We start from the raw sequence: 23439 nt of genomic DNA, 5'->3' as shown, positions 1-23439 counted from the left end.
TTTATGGCCGATTCAAGTATTCCAAAAGATATCGCTGATAGCCTCAAAAGCATATTTACCAATATCAATACCGAACGAATTAGTGAAATTTTAGTCGGTGTTGTGCTTTGTTTTATTGGTTTTGTCCTTGCCCGTATTATTTCAAATACATTTATTAGAACCGTTGGCTCACGTTTTAATGCTCACCAGCGTCTGGTATGGCGCCGCGGTATTTTCTATTTTATTTTCTTACTCTTCATTATGACGAGTTTAAAAGAAGCCGGGTTCAAACTTAGTGTATTTCTGGGGGCAGCGGGGATCTTAACAGTAGCACTCGGTTTCGCATCACAAACATCTGCCAGTAACTTGATTAGTGGTTTATTTTTGATTGGTGAAGGTTCATTTGAGGTCGGTGATACGATTCAAATTACACTTATTCGCGGGAATACAATCGAAGGCGAAGTTATCTCAATTGATTTGCTTTCGGTAAAGTTACTTACACTCGACAACGTCTATATTCGTTTACCAAACGAACAACTCATTCGTGCTCCTGTACACAACTTATCAAAATATCCAATACGGCGTATTCCAATTACTTTGGCAATTAACTTTCATGAAGACATTATTAAAGTTCGTGAGGTTCTACTTAACGTCGCAGCGAATTATCCACTCGTGTTAGATGATCCAAAACCTGCTGTTACAGTTACTGCCTTCAGGGAGTCATCGATTGAGCTTTTATTTGCAATGTGGTGTCGTCAAGAAAACTCTTTAAAAGTTCGAGATGAAATGCAAGAACGTATCCGAAATGGTTTTTTAGATAACCAAATTGAAATTCCTGTTCCGAAAATGGGCTTAATTGATCGACCATCTACTGCTTTTGCTGAAGATGATATCGATCAATACAGCAATCAAAAAGAGTTAAAACGAGAGCCTAAAGCTTAGGCTCTTGATTCTTCTGTACAGAGGATGACGGTGGTAATGGCGCAAGATAAGCAATAATCAACATTACCCCACCTGCTCCAATAAAAGAAATGACCCGAGTTAATGTCGCACTTTGTGATAGATCAAGCAAAATTAGTTTTAATACAACAATCCCTAAAAGTGCAGCGCCTACAAACCAGAGTTGACGAATCATTTTTCGACTAGAGTATGTAGTCAAAATAAATGCCAATATAACCCAAAGTAACGTCAAACTTAGCTGTACTACACCATTTGTCCAAATTGAAGCACTCCATAGCGGTGCTGCCCAGTAATAGTGCAAGCCTCTGACGACTACACTACTAAATACCAGCAAGCCCACTAAAATTGTTGTAATTTTAAAAGTCCATTCCAGCGATTTATCTTGATCAAAAGCATGCTGATAAATAATAAAGAGTAAGCCAGCAAATACCAAAATTGAAAAGAAGTCAGTTAAGTTAATTAAAGGAACAAAGTAAAGATATTCAGCAGAATGAACATCAACACTCACTACAAGCAACCAAATGAGGCTTAAACACCACACCGGAATTTGATGCAATAGTGTCGTTTTATGAGTTTTATAAGCCCAAAGCGAATAAATCACAGGAACAAAAGCCAAAGCGACTATTGGCATTTTTGGGAAAATAGCCACGCCAACTATCGCTAACGCTAACCAGCTTAAACCCGCCCATACCCTGACGTAACCCAAATGACTTGACTGCGGTTGAGCCATACTAAATAAGCCACTAAGAATAATGGTAGAGACTAGGAAAGTAGTTTGTTGTAATGAGTCTACCCATTTAAACAGAGTGAAGACCTGACTCATAAAAGCCTCACCCAAAACTAATAACAGTAACAGGCTAATTAAAATTAACTGCAAACTTTGCCATTGCACACGAAGTTTATAGTGAACAATCGCACTAAATATTGCGATTAGGGCTACGGCGAAGATCAAATACGGACTTAAAGCATGTTGATGCCATGCCATTATTTCTACACCTGCTACGGCGCCCGCATACATGCCTAAACATAAGAAAATACCGCTAAACATGCTTGCGCTAAAATAGCGTTGTTCTTTGCTGTTGTATTGCAATAAATAAAAGGCCGAAATGAATTGGGCAATTGCATAAATGCTAGTGCTTAGCGTTGGAAACTCTTCATTTGCCCAAACCTGATAAAACAGTGCAAGTGAGCTGAGTAAAACTAAAATCACACCAATATATCGGCTTAAACGGTAGCGTTCAGTTACTCCCCAAACGATTAAAGCCGTTCCTTGTGCAACCCAGCCAATAGCAGTCCAGTGCGCCCCTTTTGCGAGTGGAAAAATTAAGGCAAAAAAAGCAACCGCGAGAATGAAAAAACTTTTTGCAAGGACTGAAAGCTGGGGATGAGTTTTTTTAATCCAGAACGTTAACACCGCATAAGTGCCTGCTAAAACAACAGCACCAATTGTTAAAGCTTGGGTCGACTCATGAACTAAATAAGCATGAAGCGTAAAGCCTAATACAGGAACACTAAAAATAAGACCAACATCTAAGAGCGGCGGTAAACGGATCTCCTCTTGTTTTTCATGTTCTGAAACCCGAGAGATATTTTGGCTATAACGAACACTTAACCAAATAAATAGCGCTATATGGAGCCATAAAATCCAGTCTAATGTGCCAAATTTTGCTGGCTCTGCATAAAATGCGATTGCACTACCGCCAATAAACATTGTGGCAAAGAAAGCGATCTGATTTAGGATTTTCCAAGGCTGAATAAAATTAACAGCAGCGACTGCAAGATTAATAACAAGATAGTAACTAAATAAAAAAACCACATCAGGACGATATTGCGGAATAACTAAAGGAGCCGCATACGCCATACCCAGTGCGAGTATTGCCAAATAAATAGCTTGTTGTTTTAAACTCAGGAATACTGTAATTGCTAATAAAATCGTAAATAGAATACTGGCTGTAGTTAGGCTCGTGATTACACCAAAATGATGTGAGAACACAAGCGTTAGAAAGACAACAGCTAGCCCTACACCTTGCAGTGCCACAGCAAATAGCTGATTTTTCTTTTGCAAGGTATATCCAAATGCTGTTAATACACCTCCTGCAATCGCAATAAAACCAAGTTTTACACCTAAGCTCAACTGCCAGTGCTCACTTGCAAAACGCAGTAAGAGCACTACCCCAACCATAAGCACAGCAACAGCAACCCTTAAAATTGGATTACCATGAATCATCCAATCGACTGCTGGTTGCCACCATGCGGTGGTCTGTGTACGAACTATTTGTTCTTCTTGATTTAACGCTGTTGTTTCAGGTAAAGCTGGCTCGGTAATATTGTTTGGATCAACTTGCTCTAATACAGGCGTTATCACTTCTGTATGTATAGATTCATTTACTGTTTGCTTGGCTGTCTCGAGGAACAATAAACGAGTATGAAATGCACTGATGGTTTGAATCAAACATAACAGTAAAACCAGTAATGCCCCTCCAGCAATCCACATCCAATGATTGATATAAGCAACTAATGCAACCAAAGCGGCGGTATAAATTACCGTTCTTTGTATATGAATAGAATAAAGTGGCGTAGTCTGGTGAGAAAACTGTTGTTCTAAATGAGTTAAACGTTGATGCAGACTTGATAATGACTGAACCAGTATGACAGTGAGCGCAATAGATAAAGCAACAACGGCACTCTGAAATTTAAAACCAATTGAAATGGCTAAAAACAAAGTCAAAGCGATCAAAACGATGATCATTCCCTGTTTGTCTTTTTTATACATGGGCTTAGCAATATGACACCTTCATTACAGGCCATCTTACTTCAAGCCAATACATGCGTATATTTATACATACAAAATACTGCAAAAATCATAAACCTGCATTCATAGCCGTTTTCACGTAAAATACCCATAATTCAGTTTAAGGAATTGTTCAATGCCACCATTTGTCTTGGTTGATGGGTCCTATTTTTTATTTCGTGCATATCATGCATTACCACCATTGACGACCTCTACAGGGTTACATACCAATGCAATACGTGGAGCAATTTCTGCCATTCAAAAATTGATGCGTCGTATGCAACCGACACATATGGCCGTTATTTTTGATACACCTGAACCAACTTTCCGTCATAAGCTTTCACCTATTTATAAAGGTGATCGCCCAACTATGCCGGAAGAGTTATCTCAACAGATTCCATATTTGCATGCATTGATTAAAGCTCAAGGTATTCCTTTATATAGCCTTCCGGGTGCAGAAGCCGATGACATTATCGGGACTCTCGCTAAACGCGCCGTAAAAGAAGGTCATCATGTGCTTATCTCAACCGGAGATAAAGACATGGCCCAGCTGGTTAATGACTATGTAAAACTTGAAGATAGCTTTAAAGATCGAGTACTAGACACCGAGAGCGTATTTGAAAAATTTGGTGTTTGGCCAAACCAGATTATCGATTACTTAACCCTTATGGGTGATGCATCTGACGGCATTATGGGTGTACCTGGCGTAGGCGCAAAGACGGCTGCCAAATTACTGACTGAATATGGGACATTGGATAATATCATTGCCAATGTAGACCAACTTAAAGGCAAACTGAGCCAAAATATTAAAGATAATTTAGACAATATTAAGCTTGATCACCAGTTGGCAAGCATTGTCTGTGATCTTCCTTTAGAACTCGACTGGCATGAATTAAAACTTACTGATCCAAATGTAGATGCCTTACGCAATCTCTATACGGAGCTTGAGTTTAGAAACCAGTTACAGTCTCTCGATCATCCAAACAATCCAAATAACTCAAGCTATAAGCAGCAAGCTTCACAAACTATTGTCCAAAATGAAGTGAAACCTGCTCAAACAATTGAAACAGAAGATCAAGCAAGCTTGACTAGTCAAGATGACCAGCTTGGAACTGCAAACTATCACACTGTTTTAACACAAGAAGCATGGGATCAGCTCTGGCAACGCATGCAGAATGCCGATCATTTTGCTATTGATACAGAAACCACAAGTCTTGATTACCGTATTGCCGAGATGGTTGGTTTTTCAATCGCATTTGATGCGAAAGATGCCTACTATATTCCTTTAGCACATAATTACGAAAATGCGCCACAACAACTGAACCGTGAACAAGTTTTAGCGCAAATCAAACCTGTACTTGAAAATGAAGCAGTTAAAAAAATCGGTCATCATCTTAAATATGATGCGCACATTTTTGCTAATCACGGTATTGAACTTAAAGGTTGGTATTTCGATAGCATGCTGGCATCTTATGTACTGAATGCAGCAGCTACTCGTCATGGCATGGATGATGTTGCTCGTGTTTACCTAAGCCATTTGACCACTACTTTTGAGCAAATTGCTGGCAAAGGTGCAAAACAGAAGACTTTTAATCAAATTGAGATTGAAGTTGCAGCACATTATGCAGCAGAAGATGCACATGTGACTTATCGTTTATATGAAGTACTTTCAAATAAACTTAAAGCACATCCTGAATTGGAAAATATTTTATATAACATCGAGATGCCAGTTGCCCGAATTTTATCGGGTATGGAAGAAGATGGAATTCGTTTAGATCATGCTTTCTTAGATAAATTAAGTGTTGAATTTGCGAAAACTATGGAAGACCTTGAAAATCAGGCCATGGAAATTGCAGGTGAAACTTTTAATATTGCTTCGCCTAAACAAGTAGGTGAAATTCTATTTGATAAGTTAGGCATTAAAGGTGGTAAAAAAACTGCAACTGGACAATACAGCACCAGTGAAAGTGTTCTTGAAAAAATTGAGCATCCTTTAACGGAAATTATTTTAGAACACCGTGGATTAGCAAAATTAAAGAGCACCTATACTGACCGTTTAATTGAGCAGTCGCATAATGACACCCATCGTGTACATACCAGCTATCATCAAGCACTAACGGCAACAGGTCGCCTATCCTCTTCTGACCCTAACTTACAAAACATTCCAATTCGTAGACAGATTGGCCGTCAAATCCGTAAAGCATTTATTGCACCGGAAGGACGAGTTTTGTTAGCAGCCGATTACTCGCAAATTGAACTTCGTTTAATGGCTCATTTTTCTCAAGATGATGCCCTAGTTCATGCATTCCAACATGGTCAAGATGTACACCGTAGAACAGCGGCAGAAGTGTTAGGTATTGCAATTGAAGATGTGACCAATGATCAGCGCCGTCAGGCTAAAGCTGTGAATTTCGGTCTACTTTACGGCATGTCCGAGTTTGGTTTAATTCGTCAACTTGGCTTTACTCGTGAAGAATCGCAAAACTATATCAAACAATACTTCCAACGCTATCCTGGCATTTACGAATACATGCAACGTACTCGCCAAGTAGCATCGGAACAAGGGTTTGTTGAAACTATTTTAGGTCGCCGTCTGTATACACCGGATATTGACGCCCGAAATGTGATGGTACGTAAAGCTGCTGAACGTGCTGCAATTAATGCACCTTTACAAGGTAGTGCTGCTGATATTATTAAGTTAGCAATGATTGAAGTAGATAAAATCCTGCCAAAAGATCAAGCAAAACTATTACTTCAAGTTCACGATGAATTGGTGTTTGAAGTTGATTCAAACATTGCAGATGAACTTTCAAAACAAATTGCGGATGTCATGCAGTCTGTTCTGGAAATTTCTGTACCGTTAGTCGTAGAAGTAGGCCAAGGTAAAAACTGGGATGATGCCCATTAATTTATCGATAAACCAATAAAAAAAGGGCTGTAATACAGCCCTTTTTTTAATCTTACAAAATTAAAGTCCAGTTAATAAAACTTTAGCGACTTCATTCATTAAGATCTCGGCAATATAGAGTGCCAAAAATGCCAGAATTGGAGATAAGTCAATCATCCCCATATTAGGTAATAAACGACGGAATGGGGCGAGTAACGGTTCAGCTAAATCTTGAATCACCTCAATATAAGGTGAACGAGATTGAGTAAACATAACGACCCAACTCAAAATGATTGTTGCAAAAATTAAGTAACGGCAGAAACGAATCAAATCCTGAATCATGGTCACAAAAGTCAAAATCACTAAATGAACCGGACTATTTGGCATGGAACCCGAAAGATACATTACACCGAAAATTTTCAGTAAATATAAAATAATTAAAAGAACCAACGCTGCCAGATTGAATCGGCCTTTTGCGACCGTTGGAAAAATTCGGCCAAAAATATCAACAATCTTAGTCGCCTTTACTGTCGATAAAACCACAGGATTATAAGGACTTACTGCCGCCAATTGCATTAAAAAACGGAAAAAGACCAATAAAATCGCGACGTTAATTAAAATTCCAAAAATTAGCGCAGAATTTGCACCCATAGTTGTCTTATCCTATTAAAGCTATTTTGCACTGTCACTCAGTTCTTGAGCCAATTCTTGGCTACGTTTCTGTGCAGCAGCTAATGCAGATTGAATATTTTGAGAGATTTGTGCACGATCAAAAACTTCAAGTGCAGCTTGGGTTGTACCATTCGGTGAGGTCACATTTTTACGCAGCTCAGACGGAGTATTTGAACTCGTAATTGCCATTTGAGCTGCACCTAATGCTGTTTGAAGAGTTAAAGCAGTTGCAACTTTTTCATCCAAGCCTAAATTTTTACCTGCACGAATCATACTTTCCATGAGGTAGAAGAAATAAGCTGGACCTGAACCTGAAACCGCCGTTACGGCATCAATTTGAGCTTCGGAGTTTACCCAAATTGTTAAACCAGTTGCTGCTAAAATCTGACTCGTTAATTCACGGTCCGAGGCACCAACCACATCAGTCGCGTAAATACCATGAGCACCAGTTTGAACTAATGCAGGTGTATTTGGCATAACTCGCACAATACGTTCGCTATCAATCAGATTTGATATTGTCTTAATTTCCGCACCGGCAATAATTGAAATAACTAATTTATCCGATAATAAACCTTTTAACGGACGTAGAACATTTGCCAGAACTTGTGGTTTTACAGCAAGAACAACTACATCGGCATTCTGGATAGCAGCCGTATTATCTTGAGTTACATGAACTTCTTTTTCTTGCAATAGTTGACGAATTTGTTCGACAGGATCTGAAACGGTAATACGTGTTGGTGGTAACCCTCTTGAAATGAGCCCGCCAATTAATGCTTGGGCCATATTACCACCACCAATAAAACAGATATTACAATTCACTGCTGTTGCCATAACTATATTCGCCATTTACCAGATTACAAGAATGAGAAATTAAATCTGGTTGCCACCCTCCTTCCTCACAATATGGAGACTGAGCCAACCAAAATCCTTTCGGTGTAAAAACCCCAAGCATAACATTATCTAAGACTAATATTTGAATTGTATGACGAAGCCAAGGCAAAATATGTGCTTCTTGAATTGCTTTTTTTAAAGGCCATTGCCCAACACGACCATATAGGTGAATCTTTTCCCCACCTTGACGTCGAATGATTTTTAATTTTTTATTCAATAAAGAATGACTTAAACCAATTTTTTTACACTCAACATGGAATAGTCCAGCTGCGCCCTGCCATCTTTCTTCTAATTTAAATGAATGCTCTAGTTCAGCATCAACCGGATTTAAAGTTTCAGCGAAATAAATCTGTTTACTCAACCTATAGAGTATATTTTGATAACGGACATAGTAAAACTGGTTCCAATGTAAAGCGGCTTGAGCATCTGACTTAGACTCAATAACTTCTGCTCTTAGCCGTTCGACCATTTCAAATGCAGGTCGATATTGCCCTTGGCCTTTCATCCACGCAGAAAGTAACTGGCGCTGCCGCGCAAAAGATAACTCGGATAATTTCGTTAAATCTAAATAGTCAGCTGAACCAGAATATTGCCAATCATCTTTAAGAACTTCTTCTAAAATTTCAGAAGCATCTTGCATCAGATAACTGGTTCGGCTCAAAGCTTGCTGCATTTTTGGAAAACGGCTTGTTAAAAATGGCCACAGTGCTTCACGACACCACACCCTATCGTAATGGTTGTCATAGTTCATTGGATCGTCAATATATTTAACTTCAAGCTGAGCAGTCCATAAGGCGATTTGCTCACGTGTTAAATCCAAAAAGGGGCGCCAAATTGTCATATCTTTACGGTAATCAATAGCCTGCATCGCAGCAAGTCCATCTACTCCCGCACCTGACAATAATCGCAAAATAACTGTTTCTGCCTGATCTTGTTGATGATGAGCAAGCAACAGAATTTCATTTTCTTGTAAATGTTGCTGATATGCTTGATAACGCGCTTGACGTGCTTGTGCTTCCAGATTGCCGTTTGCGATCTGAACTTTTTGAATAATATAAGGAATATTTAATATTGTTGCCTGTGTGGCAACCACTTCCGCCCACTCTGCACTTTGATCTTGCAGTTGATGATCAATATAAATTGCTCGGATCTTTTGAGGGAAAATTTGAGCCATTAAATGTAGCAGTAGCATTGAATCCATGCCACCACTACATCCAATAAGAAAAGAACTTTTTTCAGAGAACTCTTGAGCTTGCTTTAAGACGCCATGCCTAAATTTTCGCTGCCAAACTTCATTAAACGTTGATAACGTGCTTCGCATCGTTCATTTGCATCCATTGGTAGCAATTCATCCAAAGCCTGCTTTAAAACTACTTTTAAGTTTTGCATCACACGCTCAGGATCTAAATGCGCACCTTCACCTTCATCTACTACATATTCAACAATACCTAGCGATTGTAGTTTATCTGCTGTTAAACCTAAAGCTTCACTCGCTTGAGCTGCTTTCTCAGCAGTTTTCCACAAAATAGATGCACAGCCTTCAGGCGAAATCACAGAATAAATACTATGTGACAACATAATCACTCTGTCAGCAACACCAATACCTAAAGCACCACCAGAACCGCCTTCACCAAGTACTGTTGCGATTACAGGTACTTTCAGACTTGAAAGTTGAGCAAGGCTAGTCGCAATTGCTTCTGCCTGACCACGTTCTTCAGCACCAACACCCGGATATGCACCCATAGTATCAATAAAGGTGAAAACTGGTAGATTGAAACGCTCAGCCATATCTAAAAGGCGCTGAGATTTACGGTAACCTTCTGGGTTACACATACCAAAGTTGTGCTTTAATTTTTCACGGGTACTACGACCACGGTGTTGTCCAATGACCATCACAGGTTGACCGTCAAAACGAGCAAGACCACCTACCATCGCACCATCGTCACCAAACAAACGATCACCATGCAATGCATCAAACTCTGTAAAGATTTCACCGACATAATCTAGAAACTGCGGACGTTCAGGATGACGTGCAATTTGAACCGTTGTCCACGCTTTGGACTGAGTAGCTTTTTTCATAGGTCGAATATTATCCCTTTAATCGATAAATTTTTCCGACTGAATATTCAATTCAATGTCCCAATGCTTAAACTGCTCTTGCTCATCATGCAAGTCGGCAACTAACAATGGCCATTGTTTGGCATCACCAGAAACACTAAGTTGCCATTGTTGATCATTTATGATGGTCAATTCAATGGCAGGAAGCATCTGATCACTGCGGCTATGGTTGAGTAAAACTGCTAGGCGAAGTAACAAACTTAAATAAACTAATTTATGACCACCAGCCTTTAAAACTTCATTTTTTACATCATTTCGCAATTTACGGCGGTGATGAGCAACCAAATGTGAAAGATGATTTTGGTCAATTTGTGAGAAACCAGGAATATCGGAATGTTGCAATAAATAAGCACCATGACGATGATAGCCACCATGACTAATCGCTAAACCAATTTCATGCAAATATGCTGCACGACGCAGTAAGTCACTGTCTTCACTCGTTAAATTAAGCGGTTTAGCGACACTGTCAAATAAGTGTTGAGCCGTATTTACAACTCGTTCTGCCTGTTTCGGATCGGCGTTATAACGTCCCATTAACGCTTGTACACTACGGTCGCGGATATCCTCATGCTTAAAACGGCCTAACAGGTCATACATGACTCCTTCACGTAATGCACCATCAGAATATGCCAAACGTTCAATTTCTAAAACTTCAAAAACAGCGTACAAAATTGCCAATCCGGCTGGCAAAACTGCTCGTCGGTCTTCTCGAAGTCCTTCAAAATCAATTTCAGAAATATTTTTGAACTTGAGTAACTTATCTTTAAGTTTATGGAGACCTTCACGTGTGACATTTTCTTGCTCGTCACTTAGCCCCATATTCACCATAATCTGGCGGCAAGCTTTAATGGTCCCACTTGAACCTACAACAGTATCCCACCCTTCCATCTTATAAGTGGTGGCGATTGCTGAAAGCTCTTTACGCGCAGCAACAACTGCTTTATCAAATGCTTTTTGTGTGATTTCACCATCGGCAAAATAGGCTTTTGTATAGGCTACACAACCCATTTGTAATGATTCAGTATAAATTGGCTCAAATTCTTCGCCAATAATAAACTCGGTAGATCCACCACCAATGTCAACCACTAAGCGGCGTCCACCATTGGCCATCGTATGTGATACACCAAGATAAATCAGGCGTGCTTCTTCACGGCCTGCAATAATCTCAATAGGTTTGGGTAAAATTTCAGCAGCTTTTTGAATGAACTCATGGCCATTTTTAGCCTGACGCAAAGCGTTCGTCGCCACAATTCTTAAACGATTAGGTTGAACTGAGCCTAAACGCCCAACAAAACGAGCCAAACAGGCTAAACCACGTTGCTGTGCTGCTTCTGTTAAGTTTTTATTTTCATCAAGACCAGCTGCAAGCTGTACTTTTTCTGACATTGAAGCCACTTTTTTAACTTCACCGTGATCTACCCGTGCAATGGCAAGGTGAAAACTGTTCGACCCCATATCTATGGCAGCAAGTAATTCTTCATCAATCAGAAAGTCAGACATTATTGAACTAAACCCATAACAATTCACGCCTAGAGTAATTCACAAGAATGCAATTGAAAAGCCATTTTCATCAACAATTAATAGCCTTTGATATTTTTCTATTTGTTAAACGATTGTACAAGCCGATGATGAATATCGTGAGCATCCATTAGACAAATTTACTTAAGCCTTGAATAATAGCATCAAACCCTTACATTGAACTAAGTAGCTATGTAATACTGATAGAGATTATCTCCTCCTATAGTGATAGCACTTTTTTCTAAAAATTGGAGCCGTACCATGTCTGCGACTATTGTAAATACAACTGATGATAACTTCCAAGCAGATGTTCTAGATGCTGAAACACCTGTACTTGTTGACTTTTGGGCAGGTTGGTGTGCACCTTGTAAAGCCATCGCACCTGTTCTTGAAGATTTATCAAGTGAATATGCGGGTAAAGTAAAAATCGTTAAAGTTGACGTGACTTCTTGTGAAGAGACGGCAGTGAAATACAATATCCGTAATATTCCTGCTCTATTACTTTTCAAAAATGGTGAAGTAGTAGCTCAGCAAATCGGCGCTGTGCCTCGTTCTAAACTCGTTAGCTTCATTGACGAAAACGTTTAAGACGTAACGTTACAGATGAAAATACGCTATACCTTTATAGCGTATTTTTTTCGGCTATAAATTGACAAATTAGCTGATCTCACTTATATTGCATGCTCAAGAGGCACTGAAGGGAATCGTCTTCTGTCCGGCTTCTTACAAGACACAAACATAAAGATCGCCACTCGGCAACAGAAATTGTTTTTTCACATTTCTCTTCGAAACAGTTAATCAGACTTCTGAATTGTTATTGTGTAAATACAATTGCGATACTCTTTTTTGTATGCGAGCGATTTTTCTTCTTTTTAAACCACACTCTACTCTTTCCTAATTCTGACCCTTATGAACTTAACTGAACTCAAGAAAAAACCAATCGGCGAACTAATTAAAATTGCTGAATTTATGGGCCTTGAAGGTATGGCTCGTAACCGAAAGCAAGATATTATCTTTGCCATCTTGAAACGCCATGCGATGAATGGCGAAGAAATTTTTGGTGACGGCGTTCTTGAAATTCTCTCTGATGGTTTTGGTTTTTTGCGCTCTGCCGCAGGTTCGTATTTAGCTGGTCCGGATGATATTTATGTGAGTCCTTCACAAATCCGACGCTTTAACTTGCGTACAGGTGACACCATCACAGGTACCATTCGTCCACCAAAAGAAGGTGAGCGTTATTTTGCTTTGCTCAAAGTTAATCAAATTAACTATGACACGCCAGAAAATTCTCGTAATAAAATCTTATTTGAAAACTTAACTCCACTTTTCCCGACCGAACAACTGGTTATGGAACTTGGTAATGGTACAACAGAAGACTTGACCGCGCGTGTAGTCGATTTAGTTGCACCAATCGGTAAAGGTCAACGTTCTATTATTGTCGCTCCGCCAAAAGCGGGTAAAACAATGTTACTTCAAAACATTGCTCAATCTATTGTGAGAAACAATCCGGAAGTTTTCCTTATTGTTTTATTAATTGATGAGCGCCCAGAAGAAGTAACTGAGATGGAGCGTACCGTACGCGGTGAAGTCGTTGCTTCAACATTTGATGAAGCACCAGCACGTCACGTACAAGTTGCAGAAATGGTCATTGAAAAAGCAAAACGTCTTGTTGAGCACAAAAAAGACGTTGTGATTTTACTTGACTCCATTACACGTTTAGCCCGTGCATACAACACAGTAATTCCTTCATCAGGTAAAGTATTAACTGGTGGTGTGGATGCACATGCTTTAGAACGTCCAAAACGTTTCTTCGGTGCTGCTCGTAATATCGAAGAAGGCGGTTCTTTAACAATCATCTCTACTGCTCTTATTGAGACTGGCAGTAAAATGGATGATGTCATTTACGAAGAGTTTAAAGGTACAGGTAACCAAGAAATTACACTTGATCGCCGTATTGCTGAAAAACGCGTCTTCCCTGCCATGAATATTAAGAAATCTGGCACACGTCGTGAAGAACGTTTAATGGATGAAGATAAATTACGTAAAGTTTGGATTCTCCGCAAACTTCTTCACCCTATGGATGAGTTGGCGGCTATGGAGTTCTTACTTGATCGTATGAAAGAAACCAAAACAAATGATGATTTCTTTGATCAGATGAAACGTAAAGCTTCAACATAAACATATTATTTATTCTAAAAAGGCCGCTCTATTGAGTGGCCTTTTTTATTTGGTTGACAAGCTTTACACAAAAATACATTTTGCTGATTTTTATGTAAAATTATTTATAAGTTTTTGAAAACAAATATTTTTAATATAAAAAAGCCATGTTTTTTAGTAGCTTACTTATACCTTTTCCAATATATCTCAGCTGATTAATTGTTTTTTTCTGTTAAAAAACAGGCTTTTTTCACTCTTTTCCCGATCTTTTTTGACAGCCAACAGTAGTATTTCAACATTTGCAGTGATAGCATAGCGGCAGACCAGTTAGACTGCTCCATGCGTTGTTACCTAGCTACGTTTTAGGAATAATAAAAGCAAAACAGTCCAACTTAGGTTTTTTTAATCTCAAATCTTTTTTGTGAGAGTGATGCCATGTTATTCAAAAAATTCGCTGTTGCTGCTGCTGTTGCTGCTACTTTAGCTTTCGTTGGTTGTTCTAAGAAAGAAGAAGCTCCAGCTGCTGGTGCTGCATCTGAAGCTGTAGCTGCTGCTTCTGAAGCTACTGCTGCTGCTTCTGAAGCTGCTGTAGCTGTTGACGCTGCTGCTTCTGAAACTGCTGCTGCTGCTTCTGACGTTGCTGCTGCTGCTTCTGACGTTGCTGCTTCTGCTGCACACTAATCTACACTCTAGATTAGCTAAAAAAGAGGACATTTTGTCCTCTTTTTTTATACCTAAATTTTATGTTTACACATCAAATAGCTTTAATGTATTAATGGCTAAGCATACTTTTCTAATATTAAGAAAAATTTATTCTAGGTTTATTTAAAATTATAAATAAAAAAAGCAGATCAATCGATCTGCTCATTTCCAACGCGTTGTCTAAATTTCTGACCCGCTCTGAAGGTAACTACACGGCGTGCAGAAATCGGAATTTCTTCGCCAGTCTTCGGATTACGTCCTGGACGCTCGCGTTTATCTCTAAGCTCGAAATTACCGAAACCAGAAAGCTTAACCTGCTCGCCCGCAATAAGCGCTTGGCTAATTTCGTCAAAGAACAACTCGACCATTTGTTTTGCTTCACGGCGATTTAAGCTGGTTAACTCACTTAAATGATCAGCCATGTCTGCTTTAGTTAATGCTGTCATGAGGCCCTCAATGTCGCTTGATAAGTGTTTTCCAACACTTGGATTATATTGTCCATACCAGATTTAATTTCAGCATCTTCAAGCGTACGTGAAGGATGTTGCCATAATAATGCAAACGCTAATGAGCGTTTACCTTCTTCGACACCCTGCCCCGTATACACATCGAATAACCAAGTAGAGTCTAAAAGCTCTCCACCAGTTTTTTCGATTAACTGCTGAATATCTCTAACATTTATATTATCAGAGATTAAAAGCGCAATATCACGTCTAACCGAAGGAAAACGTGATAATTCTGTAAAATTAGATACATAAGATTGCAAAACAGCAGCCTGGTCAAGCTCGGCAACCCAAGTTGTGCTCAAATCTAGTTCGTTTTCTAAAGATGGATGCAAGCGGCCTAGGTAACCAATTGATTGGCCATCAACTAAGATTTCAGCAGATTGCCCTGGATGCAACCATGGACGCTCTGAACGTACATACTCAACTTTGACACGTCCAGCAGCTAAAATCTCTTCTACTTCACCTTTAAAATCGAAGAAATCCATTGGCTGTGGCTTAGCATGCCATGATTCAGGTTCACGAGAACCTACGGCAACTAAAGCCAATGTAGGAATTTGCTTCAGATCCTGAATAGAATTAGCATTTTGATAATCAAAACGCAAACCTAGTTCAAAGAAACGTACACGGCTTTGCTGACGGTTTAAATTATATTGTACACAAGGGATTAAACTCGAAAGCAATGTGCTGCGCATTGCAGCCAAATCACTAGAGATTGGATTTGCCAACATTAACGGACTTACTTGCGGGTTCAATTGCTTTTCAAGTTTTGCATCAGCAAAGCTAAAGCTAATCGCTTCTTGATACCCTAAAGTGGCTACCGTTTGACGTAACTGCGCGATTTCAAAACGATCTTGGTACTTAGCAAGTTGAACATCCATACTTGGTAAGCTGATCTGAATATTGTCATAACCATCAATACGTGCAACTTCTTCAATCAAATCTTGATAAATTGCCATATCGTAGCGATGTGATGGTGGAACTACGCTCCATTCACCATTCGCTTGAACAGTGACTTCACAACCTAATCGAGTTAATGCATCTGTAATGAACTCTGCCGCTACTTTGTAACCCAACAACTGGTCTACTTGAGCTTGCTTAAGTTCAATCGCTTCACGTTTCGGAAGTAAATCAGATTTTTCAGCTACAGTAATTGGACCGAACTCACCACCCGCCAACTCTTGAATAAGCTGAGAAGCACGGTTCATCGCAATTACTGGCAATTCAAAATCTACACCGCGTTCATAACGTTGTGAAGAATCTGTATGTAAACCAAAGCGACGAGCACGTCCAGCAATCGCAAGCGGAGCAAAAAATGCGCTTTCCAAGAAGATATCAGTCGTATCATCAGTTACGCTTGATGCTAGACCACCCATGATACCAGCGATTGCTAGTGCTTTTTGGTCATCCGCAATAACCATCACATCTTCTTGCAACTCAACTTCTTGATCATTCAAAAGCTGTAACTTTTCTTGCGGCTTAGCTTGGCGAACATGTACAGTCCCTTCGATTTTAGCTAAATCGAAAGCATGCATTGGCTGACCCAATTCCATGAGGACGTAATTCGTTACATCAACTAAAATACTATGAGTACGAATTCCTGAACGTGCTAAAGCTTGTTCCATCCATTCAGGAGTAGCAGCTTTAACATTTACATTTTTAATGACACGACCTAAGTAGCGTGGAGCACCATCAGTGTTGATGACTACTTTTTTCTCATCAGTGATTGTCGCATCAACCGATTTAATTTCAGGCTCATTCATTTGCAGTTGGTTAATCACTGCAACTTCACGTGCGATACCACGAATACTAAAGCAGTCACCACGGTTTGGTGTAATACTAATATCGATGACATTATCATCAAGTTTTAAGTACTCACGGATGTTTACCCCTACTGGAGCATCGGCAGGTAGCTCAAGTAAACCATCGATTTTATCTTCAAGGTCAATTTCAGAAGCACCGCACAACATACCTTGTGACTCGACACCACGAAGCTTACCTTTTTTGATTTTAAAATCACCCGGTAATACTGCACCAATAGTTGCCACAGGTGCTTTCATTCCAGCACGAACGTTAGGAGCACCACATACAATTTGTAAAGGCTCACCTGAACCAATATTCACTGTTGTTACACGCAGACGGTCTGCATCAGGGTGCTGTTCAACTGTTAGAACTTCACCAACTACAACGCCAGTAAATGGCTTAGCAACAGATGCCAGCTCATCTACTTCAAGACCAAGCATAGTCAACTGATCAGATAATGTATCACTATCAATTGCTGGATTAACCCATGTGCGTAACCAATTTTCGCTAATCTTCATCTTTATAAAACCTTATTTAATCCTGAAAAAATGTTAGGCAAATTGGCGTAAGAAACGCACATCATTTTGATAGAACATACGCAAGTCATTAATGCCATAACGCAACATTGCAAAACGTTCTACCCCTAAACCAAAAGCGAAGCCTTTGTATTTATCAGGATCAATCCCCGCAGCACGCAATACATTTGGATGTACCATGCCACAGCCTAATACTTCTAACCAACGTCCACGCTCATCCATGATATCCACTTCCGCACTAGGCTCTGTGAATGGGAAATATGATGGACGGAAACGTACTTTTAAATCTTTCTCAAAAAATTCATTCAGTAGGTTAATCAATAAACCTTTTAATTCAGCAAAGCTGGTGTTCTCAGCAACGTACAAACCTTCAATTTGATGGAACATTGGCGAATGCGTTTGGTCTGAGTCGCAGCGGTATACACGGCCTGGACATACAATACGAATTGGCGGCTGGCTTGTTTCCATGGTACGAATTTGCACACCAGAAGTATGCGTACGCAACAAATGGTTTGCATCGAAATAGAAAGTATCATGCATAGCACGTGCAGGATGGTGCCCAGGAATATTTAATGCTTCGAAGTTATGATAGTCATCTTCAACTTCTGGTCCTGTAGCAACCGTAAAGCCAGCTTTAGTAAAGAACTGGCAAATACGTTCTTGCACTTGAGTAACAGGATGAACTGTACCAATGCGCTGTCCACGGCCTGGCAAAGTAATATCAATGGTTTCACTTGCTAATTTTTGCGCCAGTGCAGCTTGTTGTAATGCTGTTTGACGTTCAGTTAAAGCGTTATTAATTGTTTCTCGAACAGCATGAATCGCAGCACCTTGTACTTTACGTTCTTCAGGGTCCATTTTCCCTAATGCTTTCGATTGTTCTGCAAGCTGGCTTTTTTTCCCTGTAAATTGCACACGCACCTGATCAAGTGCAACAAGGTCTTGAGCTGCTGCAATGGCAGCAAGCGCTTCTGTGGTCAGGGCTTCCAGTGACATAGTAACTCTCAAAGCAACAAATTTAAAAATATAATAAAACACTGCATTCTAACAGTTTTTCACCGTATTGATGAAGTTTATCCATCATGAAAAATGTATTAGGCAACAAAAAGATAAAACGTATAAAATAATAGCATCGTCAATGAGATCAATTATTATGGCGCTTAATCAGATTTGGAAACAACAACTTACACTTGTGACCTATGGTAACGAATACCTACGTCAGAATTTAAGTTTTAGCCAATGGCGACAACATCATATTTTTGACCAGCATAGTTTTCAATTTCGTGACTTAATTTCACAACATTTACTTGCTCAACATTTCCAAGTTTGGTTAGAAGCACTCAAAAAACAAGGGACGACTCAAATCTCTCTTCACCTATCTACTATTTTAAATGAAGAGCAAAACCCGAATAGTAATGTCGAACTTTTACCTTATGCTCATTTTATTGTAAGTCATCAAAACAATAAGAAAATCGCATGGATTTTTGGACATGAGCTTGCCGAATGGTACAGCAGCGATAACGAGTTTGAGCCGCCTCTGACTCAACGCAGCGATTTACGCTTGGAGACTTTCTGGCGTTTTGAATTGAATGAAAAATTATCTAAGAAAGTTGAAGCTGACTTAAAAGCACCTCAATGGGACGAAATTTCAGACTTTATGGAAACTGAGTTATTTCGAAGTAAGTATGCAGCAGGTTTTGAAGAACCAGAATTTCAGAAAAAATATTTTGATGGGTCAACACATCAAATTTCGGTAGAGCATCAACCAACTCTTGCTCTTATTCCTGAAAGCTACCCAGCAGATTGTGCACATCAACTCCTCTACCGCACTCAGGCCTTATCAGATTATTTAGAGCAGAAAAAACGCACCGCAAATGATCCTTTAGGGGAAGACTTAGACCAAGAACAAATTATTAACTTAAGAAACTTTACCCACAAAACTGACGACCTATTTGCAAAACTTATTGTGAAAGCAGCAAATCACTATCAAACAGCTCAATTAAAACCTGTTGAGAAACCTTCTCCTTTTGATGCAACGAATGAGTCCGCAGCTCATTTAAAAGCACCTCATCATAAGGCTGGAGGAACAGGTGTAATCAAGCTTATTGTTCTGACAATAATTATTTGTGCCTTAGCTTATTATTTTGGTCTTTAATCAAGATTAAAGTTCCCATTCATAAAATAGTTCTGTTATTCCGAGGCCGAACTCTGGTAGTTCGGCTTCACCAGTTAATTTGGCTCCCATTTTTTCATAGAAGAAGCGACTTGGATTTTTATTAAAAACTTCTAAACGAATAAAAGCATAACCTTGATTTAAAGCGCATTGATAGAACTTTTGGAATAACGCACGCCCTACTCCTTTTCTTTGAATTTCTCCTAATAAATAAAAAGCACGAATTTCAGCAATATTATTTTCCGGATTTAAATAACCATCGAGAAAGCCTTTCACTACTCCATTTTCAGTATAGATAAATAACTTATGATCAGGACTTCTACTTATCTCTTTCCATAACTGTTGTTTATCTAGTACGTTAAGCTTATTCAATATTTCTTGCTTAATCATACCTGTATAGGTTTCTTTCCAACTCTGTACATGTACTTCTGCAATAGACAATGCATCCTTAAATGATGCTATACGAATATCTGTGTCATTTAATAGTTTCAATTCACTTCCCTCATGTCACTACTTTTTAGAGTGAAGCATTAATTCGTCTCGTACTAACCTACTCAGTTAAAAGTAACTCTCGAACATGTATTAAAGCAAAACCCAACAAATTTAGTCCTTGCCATAGAGATGGATCTTGAATGTGTGGATGGTCTTGCGCCATACCCACCCCCCAAATTTTATCGACTGGAGATGCTTCAACCAAAATACGCTCTCTCGTTGCTAATAAGAATTTTTTTAACTCAGGATGCTGTGAAAATTTAGCAAAATTCGCCTGCACCACTATGTCAAAACGTTTTTCTCGCCATATCTGTTCATCATAATTACGTACTTTACGGCCTAGTTGCTTCGCTTCATTCGGATGTTTAACCTGCAAAATCTGTGCAAAAATTTCTTTATCATTAAATAATTTTGCTTTTTGCGCCATCATATAGTGCTCAGCAGTAAAGTATTCAATACCTTCTACATTAAATTGCGCGGGAAACCACTGGCTAAAACAGCTTTTATCAATAAGATTAGCTTTCTTAGGAGTATGTCCCCAGAAATATAAATATTTGAACTGGTGACCTTGCTGTATTTTTTGAATTAAGTCATTTAGAAATTTTTCGTCTTTCATGATTTATCTCTGATTATTTTCTTTTTTAAAATAGAACCACTAAAAATAAAAAAGACCGCTAAAAAGCGGTCTTTTTTTGAATCTCTAAGCTTATGCAGCTAATGCACCTTTAGCTTTTTCAGCTAAAGCAGCAAATGCTACTGCATCATGCATAGCGATGTCAGCTAATACGCGACGGTCGATGATCACTTGAGCTTTTTTCAAGCCATCGATCATACGGCTGTAAGACAAACCGTTTTGACGAGCACCAGCGTTGATACGCGCAATCCATAGAGCACGGAATTGACGTTTCTTCTGACGACGGTCACGGTAAGCGTATTGACCAGCTTTGATTACCGCTTGGAACGCTACGCGGTAAACGCGTGAACGAGCACCGTAGTAACCTTTAGCGCGAGCAAGAATTTTTTTGTGACGGCGATGAGCCACTACACCACGTTTTACACGAGCCATTTATAATCTCCTTAGATGTATGGGCACATACGACGAACTGAAGCAACGTCACTTACGTGAACCATTACACAGCCGCGCAATTGACGGATACGCTTAGCAGATTTTTTGGTCAAAATGTGGCGCTTGAATGCTTGTTTGCGCTTAAAACCGTTTGCAGTCGCTTTGAAGCGTTTAGCTGCACCACGGCGAGTTTTTAACTTAGCCATAGTAACCTCTTTTGGGCACCTGTTCGGCACGATTGCACCATTGCAAAATCGACCTGCAGGTAAGGAAGCGCGTATTTTATAGTATGCTGACTAAAATTAAAACTATTCCTAGAATTTTTTTAAATTAACCTCTTTAGAAATGAGAAAAACCTATCTCTTTTTTAGATGAATATAATCGGCAATAATTTCAGCATCGCTGCTTATTTACCCCTATAATATGGGCAAATTATCAACATACGATATTTCAAATGCAGAAACATGATGCATTCGCTGCCCTGCGCTATAGAGATTTCTCAATTGTCACCATTAATCAATTTTGCTTAACATTAGCAATTTTGATTCAAGAAATTATTGTTGCCTATTCACTTTATCAAATTACCAAAGACCCTCTAACTTTAGGTTTAATTGGACTAGCAGAAGCCATTCCATTTATTGCCCTATCGCTTTGGGGTGGTTATTTTGCTGATAAATTTAATAAACAGGTCATCATGAAAATCTGTTTATTTTTCTCAGTACCTCTTCCTTTAGTTTTATGGTTACTGTTCCATCTGCATGGGTTGGGTCATATCAGTGTAAATTTCCTTTCTTGGGGCATTTATGCGGTTATTTTTGGTTTGGGCACCATACGTGGTTTTTACAACCCTTCTGCTACATCCCTAAAACCATTTTTAATTCCACGTGAGCTTTATGCAAATGGTGCAACATGGACAACCATTGGTTGGCAGAGTGGTGTAATTATTGGGCCTATGCTCGGTGGGTTCATGCTCGCTTATTTAGGCAGAGAAACCAGTCTTTTTAGTGTTGCCGGTCTACTTAGTATCTGCTTTATTCTCATTAATTTATTACATAAACGTAGCTTTCCTAAAATTGAAACTGCCAATGTTATAGAAAGCTTAGGCGATGGCTTTCGCTTTATTTGGAAAACCAAAATAGTTCTTTGGGCGATTTCTTTAGACCTTGCCTCTGTTTTATTTGGTGGTGTAATCGCTCTACTCCCTATTTTTGCCGAAGATATTTTAAAAGTCGGTCCTGAAGGCTTGGGTTACTTGCGTGCGGCTCCTTCTATTGGTGCGCTCATTACTATGATTGCTTTAACTCGTTTTCCGCCAACTCAGCACGCATGGCGTAATATGCTACTTGCAGTTGCAGGGTTTGGTGTATTTACAATCCTTTTCGCGTTCTCGAACAACATGTGGTTATCACTATTTGCGTTGGCGATGACGGGTGCTTGCGACAGTATTTCGGTGGTAGTTAGACAAACCATTTTGCAAATATTCCCACCAGAGAATATGCGTGGTCGCGTAGCGGCTGTAAATGGAATGTTTGTCTCATCAAGTAATGAGCTGGGTGCATTTGAATCAGGCTTGGCTGCCAAATATTTGGGAACTATTGCAGCGACTATTTTTGGTGGTTGTATGACTCTTGCAGTAGTAACCTTCTGTTGGCTAAAAACCAATGATCTTTTTAAAGTCGATATTACTAAAAGCTCAGAAGATTAGTTAAATCATTTTAATAAAGCATCTTCGGATGCTTTTATTTTAAATAAAACCTGTAATTACCCAATAAATGAAGATATAACGCCCAGCCTTAGCAATAAGGACCATAAATAAAAAGCGCCAAAAATTTTCTTTGAATAAGCCAGCAACCAAAGTAATAGGGTCACCAATCACAGGTGTCCAACTTAAAAGCAGCGAATAAAAGCCATATTTATGATAAAAGCGTTGGGCTTGTTCTAAACGTTTTTCAGAAACCGGAAACCATTTTTTATGTTTAAACTGTTCTATTTTTAAACCTAACCACCAGTTTATACATGAGCCCAATACATTTCCGAAAGTAGCAATCAAAATGAGAAGAAAAGCTGAATGCTCACCTTTTAATAGTAAAGTAGCGAGTACAGCTTCTGATTGTAGCGGTAATAAGGTAGCCGCCCCAAATGCACTCAGAAAAAGTAAAAAGTAACTTAGCATGTTAAATTAGACCAAATC

The 23439-nt window shown here is 39.2% G+C and carries 22 protein-coding genes and 1 pseudogene; 7 read left to right on the top strand and 16 right to left on the bottom strand.

Going from position 1 to position 23439, the window contains the following annotated elements:
- Positions 1–3 precede the first annotated feature (3 nt).
- Entirely contained in the window at positions 4–921 is a 918-nt protein-coding gene (locus GO593_RS09505; protein ID WP_000785635.1) for a mechanosensitive ion channel family protein, read from the top strand.
- On the opposite strand, the gene GO593_RS09500 is transcribed toward GO593_RS09505, so the two are convergent.
- Entirely contained in the window at positions 911–3712 is a 2802-nt protein-coding gene (locus tag GO593_RS09500) for a DUF2339 domain-containing protein (protein WP_000276871.1), read from the bottom strand. The genes GO593_RS09505 and GO593_RS09500 overlap by 11 nt on opposite strands.
- 154 nt (positions 3713–3866) lie before the next feature.
- On the opposite strand from GO593_RS09500, the gene polA reads away from it, so the two are divergent.
- On the top strand, positions 3867–6638 hold the full coding sequence (gene polA / locus GO593_RS09495; RefSeq protein WP_001134672.1) for a DNA polymerase I: 2772 nt from the start codon (positions 3867–3869) through the stop codon (positions 6636–6638).
- Between the two features lie 60 nt (positions 6639–6698).
- On the opposite strand, the gene GO593_RS09490 is transcribed toward polA, so the two are convergent.
- The 5 genes from GO593_RS09490 to ppx are packed head-to-tail and all read right to left on the bottom strand — an operon-like array spanning position 6699 to position 11798.
- A complete protein-coding gene (locus tag GO593_RS09490; protein WP_000501183.1) occupies positions 6699–7268 on the bottom strand; it encodes a YggT family protein in 570 nt (189 codons plus the stop codon).
- Between the two features lie 21 nt (positions 7269–7289).
- A complete protein-coding gene (gene proC / locus GO593_RS09485; protein WP_085916948.1) occupies positions 7290–8126 on the bottom strand; it encodes a pyrroline-5-carboxylate reductase in 837 nt (278 codons plus the stop codon).
- Positions 8098–9381, bottom strand: a complete 1284-nt coding sequence (gene tilS / locus GO593_RS09480; RefSeq protein WP_000377915.1) for a tRNA lysidine(34) synthetase TilS — start codon at positions 9379–9381, stop codon at positions 8098–8100. Before tilS ends, proC begins: the two co-directional genes overlap by 29 nt.
- Positions 9382–9437: 56 nt before the next feature.
- Positions 9438–10259 (bottom strand): acetyl-CoA carboxylase carboxyltransferase subunit alpha, encoded by an 822-nt coding sequence (locus GO593_RS09475; RefSeq protein ID WP_000710403.1) that lies wholly within the window; start codon positions 10257–10259, stop codon positions 9438–9440.
- A gap of 18 nt (positions 10260–10277) precedes the next feature.
- Entirely contained in the window at positions 10278–11798 is a 1521-nt protein-coding gene (gene ppx / locus GO593_RS09470; RefSeq protein ID WP_001279273.1) for an exopolyphosphatase, read from the bottom strand.
- Positions 11799–12077: 279 nt separating this feature from the next.
- Between ppx and trxA the strand changes: the two genes are divergently transcribed.
- Both trxA and rho read left to right on the top strand, forming a co-directional pair.
- Positions 12078–12404 carry a thioredoxin gene (gene trxA / locus GO593_RS09465; protein ID WP_001276875.1) on the top strand — a complete coding sequence of 109 codons (327 nt, stop codon included), beginning with the start codon at positions 12078–12080 and terminating at the stop codon, positions 12402–12404.
- 321 nt (positions 12405–12725) lie between these two features.
- On the top strand, positions 12726–13994 hold the full coding sequence (gene rho, locus GO593_RS09460; RefSeq protein WP_001054522.1) for a transcription termination factor Rho: 1269 nt from the start codon (positions 12726–12728) through the stop codon (positions 13992–13994).
- 194 nt (positions 13995–14188) lie between these two features.
- On the opposite strand, the gene GO593_RS09455 is transcribed toward rho, so the two are convergent.
- Positions 14189–14314, bottom strand: coding sequence for a hypothetical protein (locus GO593_RS09455; RefSeq protein ID WP_002127429.1), 126 nt, complete (start codon positions 14312–14314; stop codon positions 14189–14191).
- A 94-nt stretch (positions 14315–14408) separates the two neighbouring features.
- Here GO593_RS09455 and GO593_RS09450 point away from each other — a divergent pair, with 94 nt between their 5' ends.
- Complete coding sequence (locus tag GO593_RS09450) at positions 14409–14654, top strand: hypothetical protein (protein WP_000897685.1); 246 nt, start codon at positions 14409–14411, stop codon at positions 14652–14654.
- 170 nt (positions 14655–14824) lie between these two features.
- On the opposite strand, the gene GO593_RS09445 is transcribed toward GO593_RS09450, so the two are convergent.
- Genes GO593_RS09445 through pheS form a run of 3 tightly spaced genes read right to left on the bottom strand, consistent with a single transcriptional unit; the run spans position 14825 to position 18513 of the window.
- Positions 14825–15121, bottom strand: a complete 297-nt coding sequence (locus GO593_RS09445) for an integration host factor subunit alpha (RefSeq protein ID WP_000126166.1) — start codon at positions 15119–15121, stop codon at positions 14825–14827.
- Positions 15118–17499: a phenylalanine--tRNA ligase subunit beta gene (pheT, locus tag GO593_RS09440; protein ID WP_000703089.1), complete on the bottom strand. Its 2382-nt coding sequence runs from the start codon at positions 17497–17499 to the stop codon at positions 15118–15120. The genes GO593_RS09445 and pheT overlap by 4 nt, the downstream gene beginning before the upstream one ends.
- Positions 17500–17532: 33 nt before the next feature.
- Complete coding sequence (gene pheS / locus GO593_RS09435) at positions 17533–18513, bottom strand: phenylalanine--tRNA ligase subunit alpha (protein WP_000050952.1); 981 nt, start codon at positions 18511–18513, stop codon at positions 17533–17535.
- Between the two features lie 157 nt (positions 18514–18670).
- On the opposite strand from pheS, the gene GO593_RS09430 reads away from it, so the two are divergent.
- Entirely contained in the window at positions 18671–19672 is a 1002-nt protein-coding gene (locus GO593_RS09430) for a hypothetical protein (RefSeq protein WP_001207256.1), read from the top strand.
- A 6-nt stretch (positions 19673–19678) separates the two neighbouring features.
- Here GO593_RS09430 and GO593_RS09425 read toward each other — a convergent pair whose 3' ends face one another.
- From GO593_RS09425 to GO593_RS19245, 5 genes and pseudogenes are all read right to left on the bottom strand, one after another.
- Positions 19679–20182, bottom strand: coding sequence for a GNAT family N-acetyltransferase (locus tag GO593_RS09425; RefSeq protein ID WP_000771519.1), 504 nt, complete (start codon positions 20180–20182; stop codon positions 19679–19681).
- Between the two features lie 58 nt (positions 20183–20240).
- A complete protein-coding gene (locus GO593_RS09420; RefSeq protein ID WP_000650942.1) occupies positions 20241–20798 on the bottom strand; it encodes an NADAR family protein in 558 nt (185 codons plus the stop codon).
- A gap of 90 nt (positions 20799–20888) precedes the next feature.
- Positions 20889–21248: a 50S ribosomal protein L20 gene (gene rplT / locus GO593_RS09415; RefSeq protein ID WP_000124858.1), complete on the bottom strand. Its 360-nt coding sequence runs from the start codon at positions 21246–21248 to the stop codon at positions 20889–20891.
- Positions 21249–21259: 11 nt separating this feature from the next.
- On the bottom strand, positions 21260–21454 hold the full coding sequence (rpmI, locus tag GO593_RS09410) for a 50S ribosomal protein L35 (protein ID WP_001096359.1): 195 nt from the start codon (positions 21452–21454) through the stop codon (positions 21260–21262).
- A pseudogene (locus GO593_RS19245) lies at positions 21442–21573 on the bottom strand (hypothetical protein); the annotation flags it as partial. The gene rpmI and the pseudogene GO593_RS19245, both read right to left, overlap by 13 nt.
- A gap of 129 nt (positions 21574–21702) precedes the next feature.
- Here GO593_RS19245 and nreB point away from each other — a divergent pair.
- A complete protein-coding gene (gene nreB, locus GO593_RS09405) occupies positions 21703–22953 on the top strand; it encodes a nickel resistance MFS transporter NreB (protein ID WP_001169059.1) in 1251 nt (416 codons plus the stop codon).
- 39 nt (positions 22954–22992) lie between these two features.
- Here the strand turns inward: nreB and GO593_RS09400 are convergent, their stop codons facing one another.
- Positions 22993–23421: a YqaA family protein gene (locus tag GO593_RS09400; RefSeq protein WP_000954162.1), complete on the bottom strand. Its 429-nt coding sequence runs from the start codon at positions 23419–23421 to the stop codon at positions 22993–22995.
- Positions 23422–23439: the final 18 nt, after the last annotated feature.

Source organism: Acinetobacter baumannii (assembly GCF_009759685.1).
Lineage (GTDB): Bacteria > Pseudomonadota > Gammaproteobacteria > Pseudomonadales > Moraxellaceae > Acinetobacter > Acinetobacter baumannii.
This window is presented reverse-complemented; position numbering and strand designations above follow the sequence as displayed.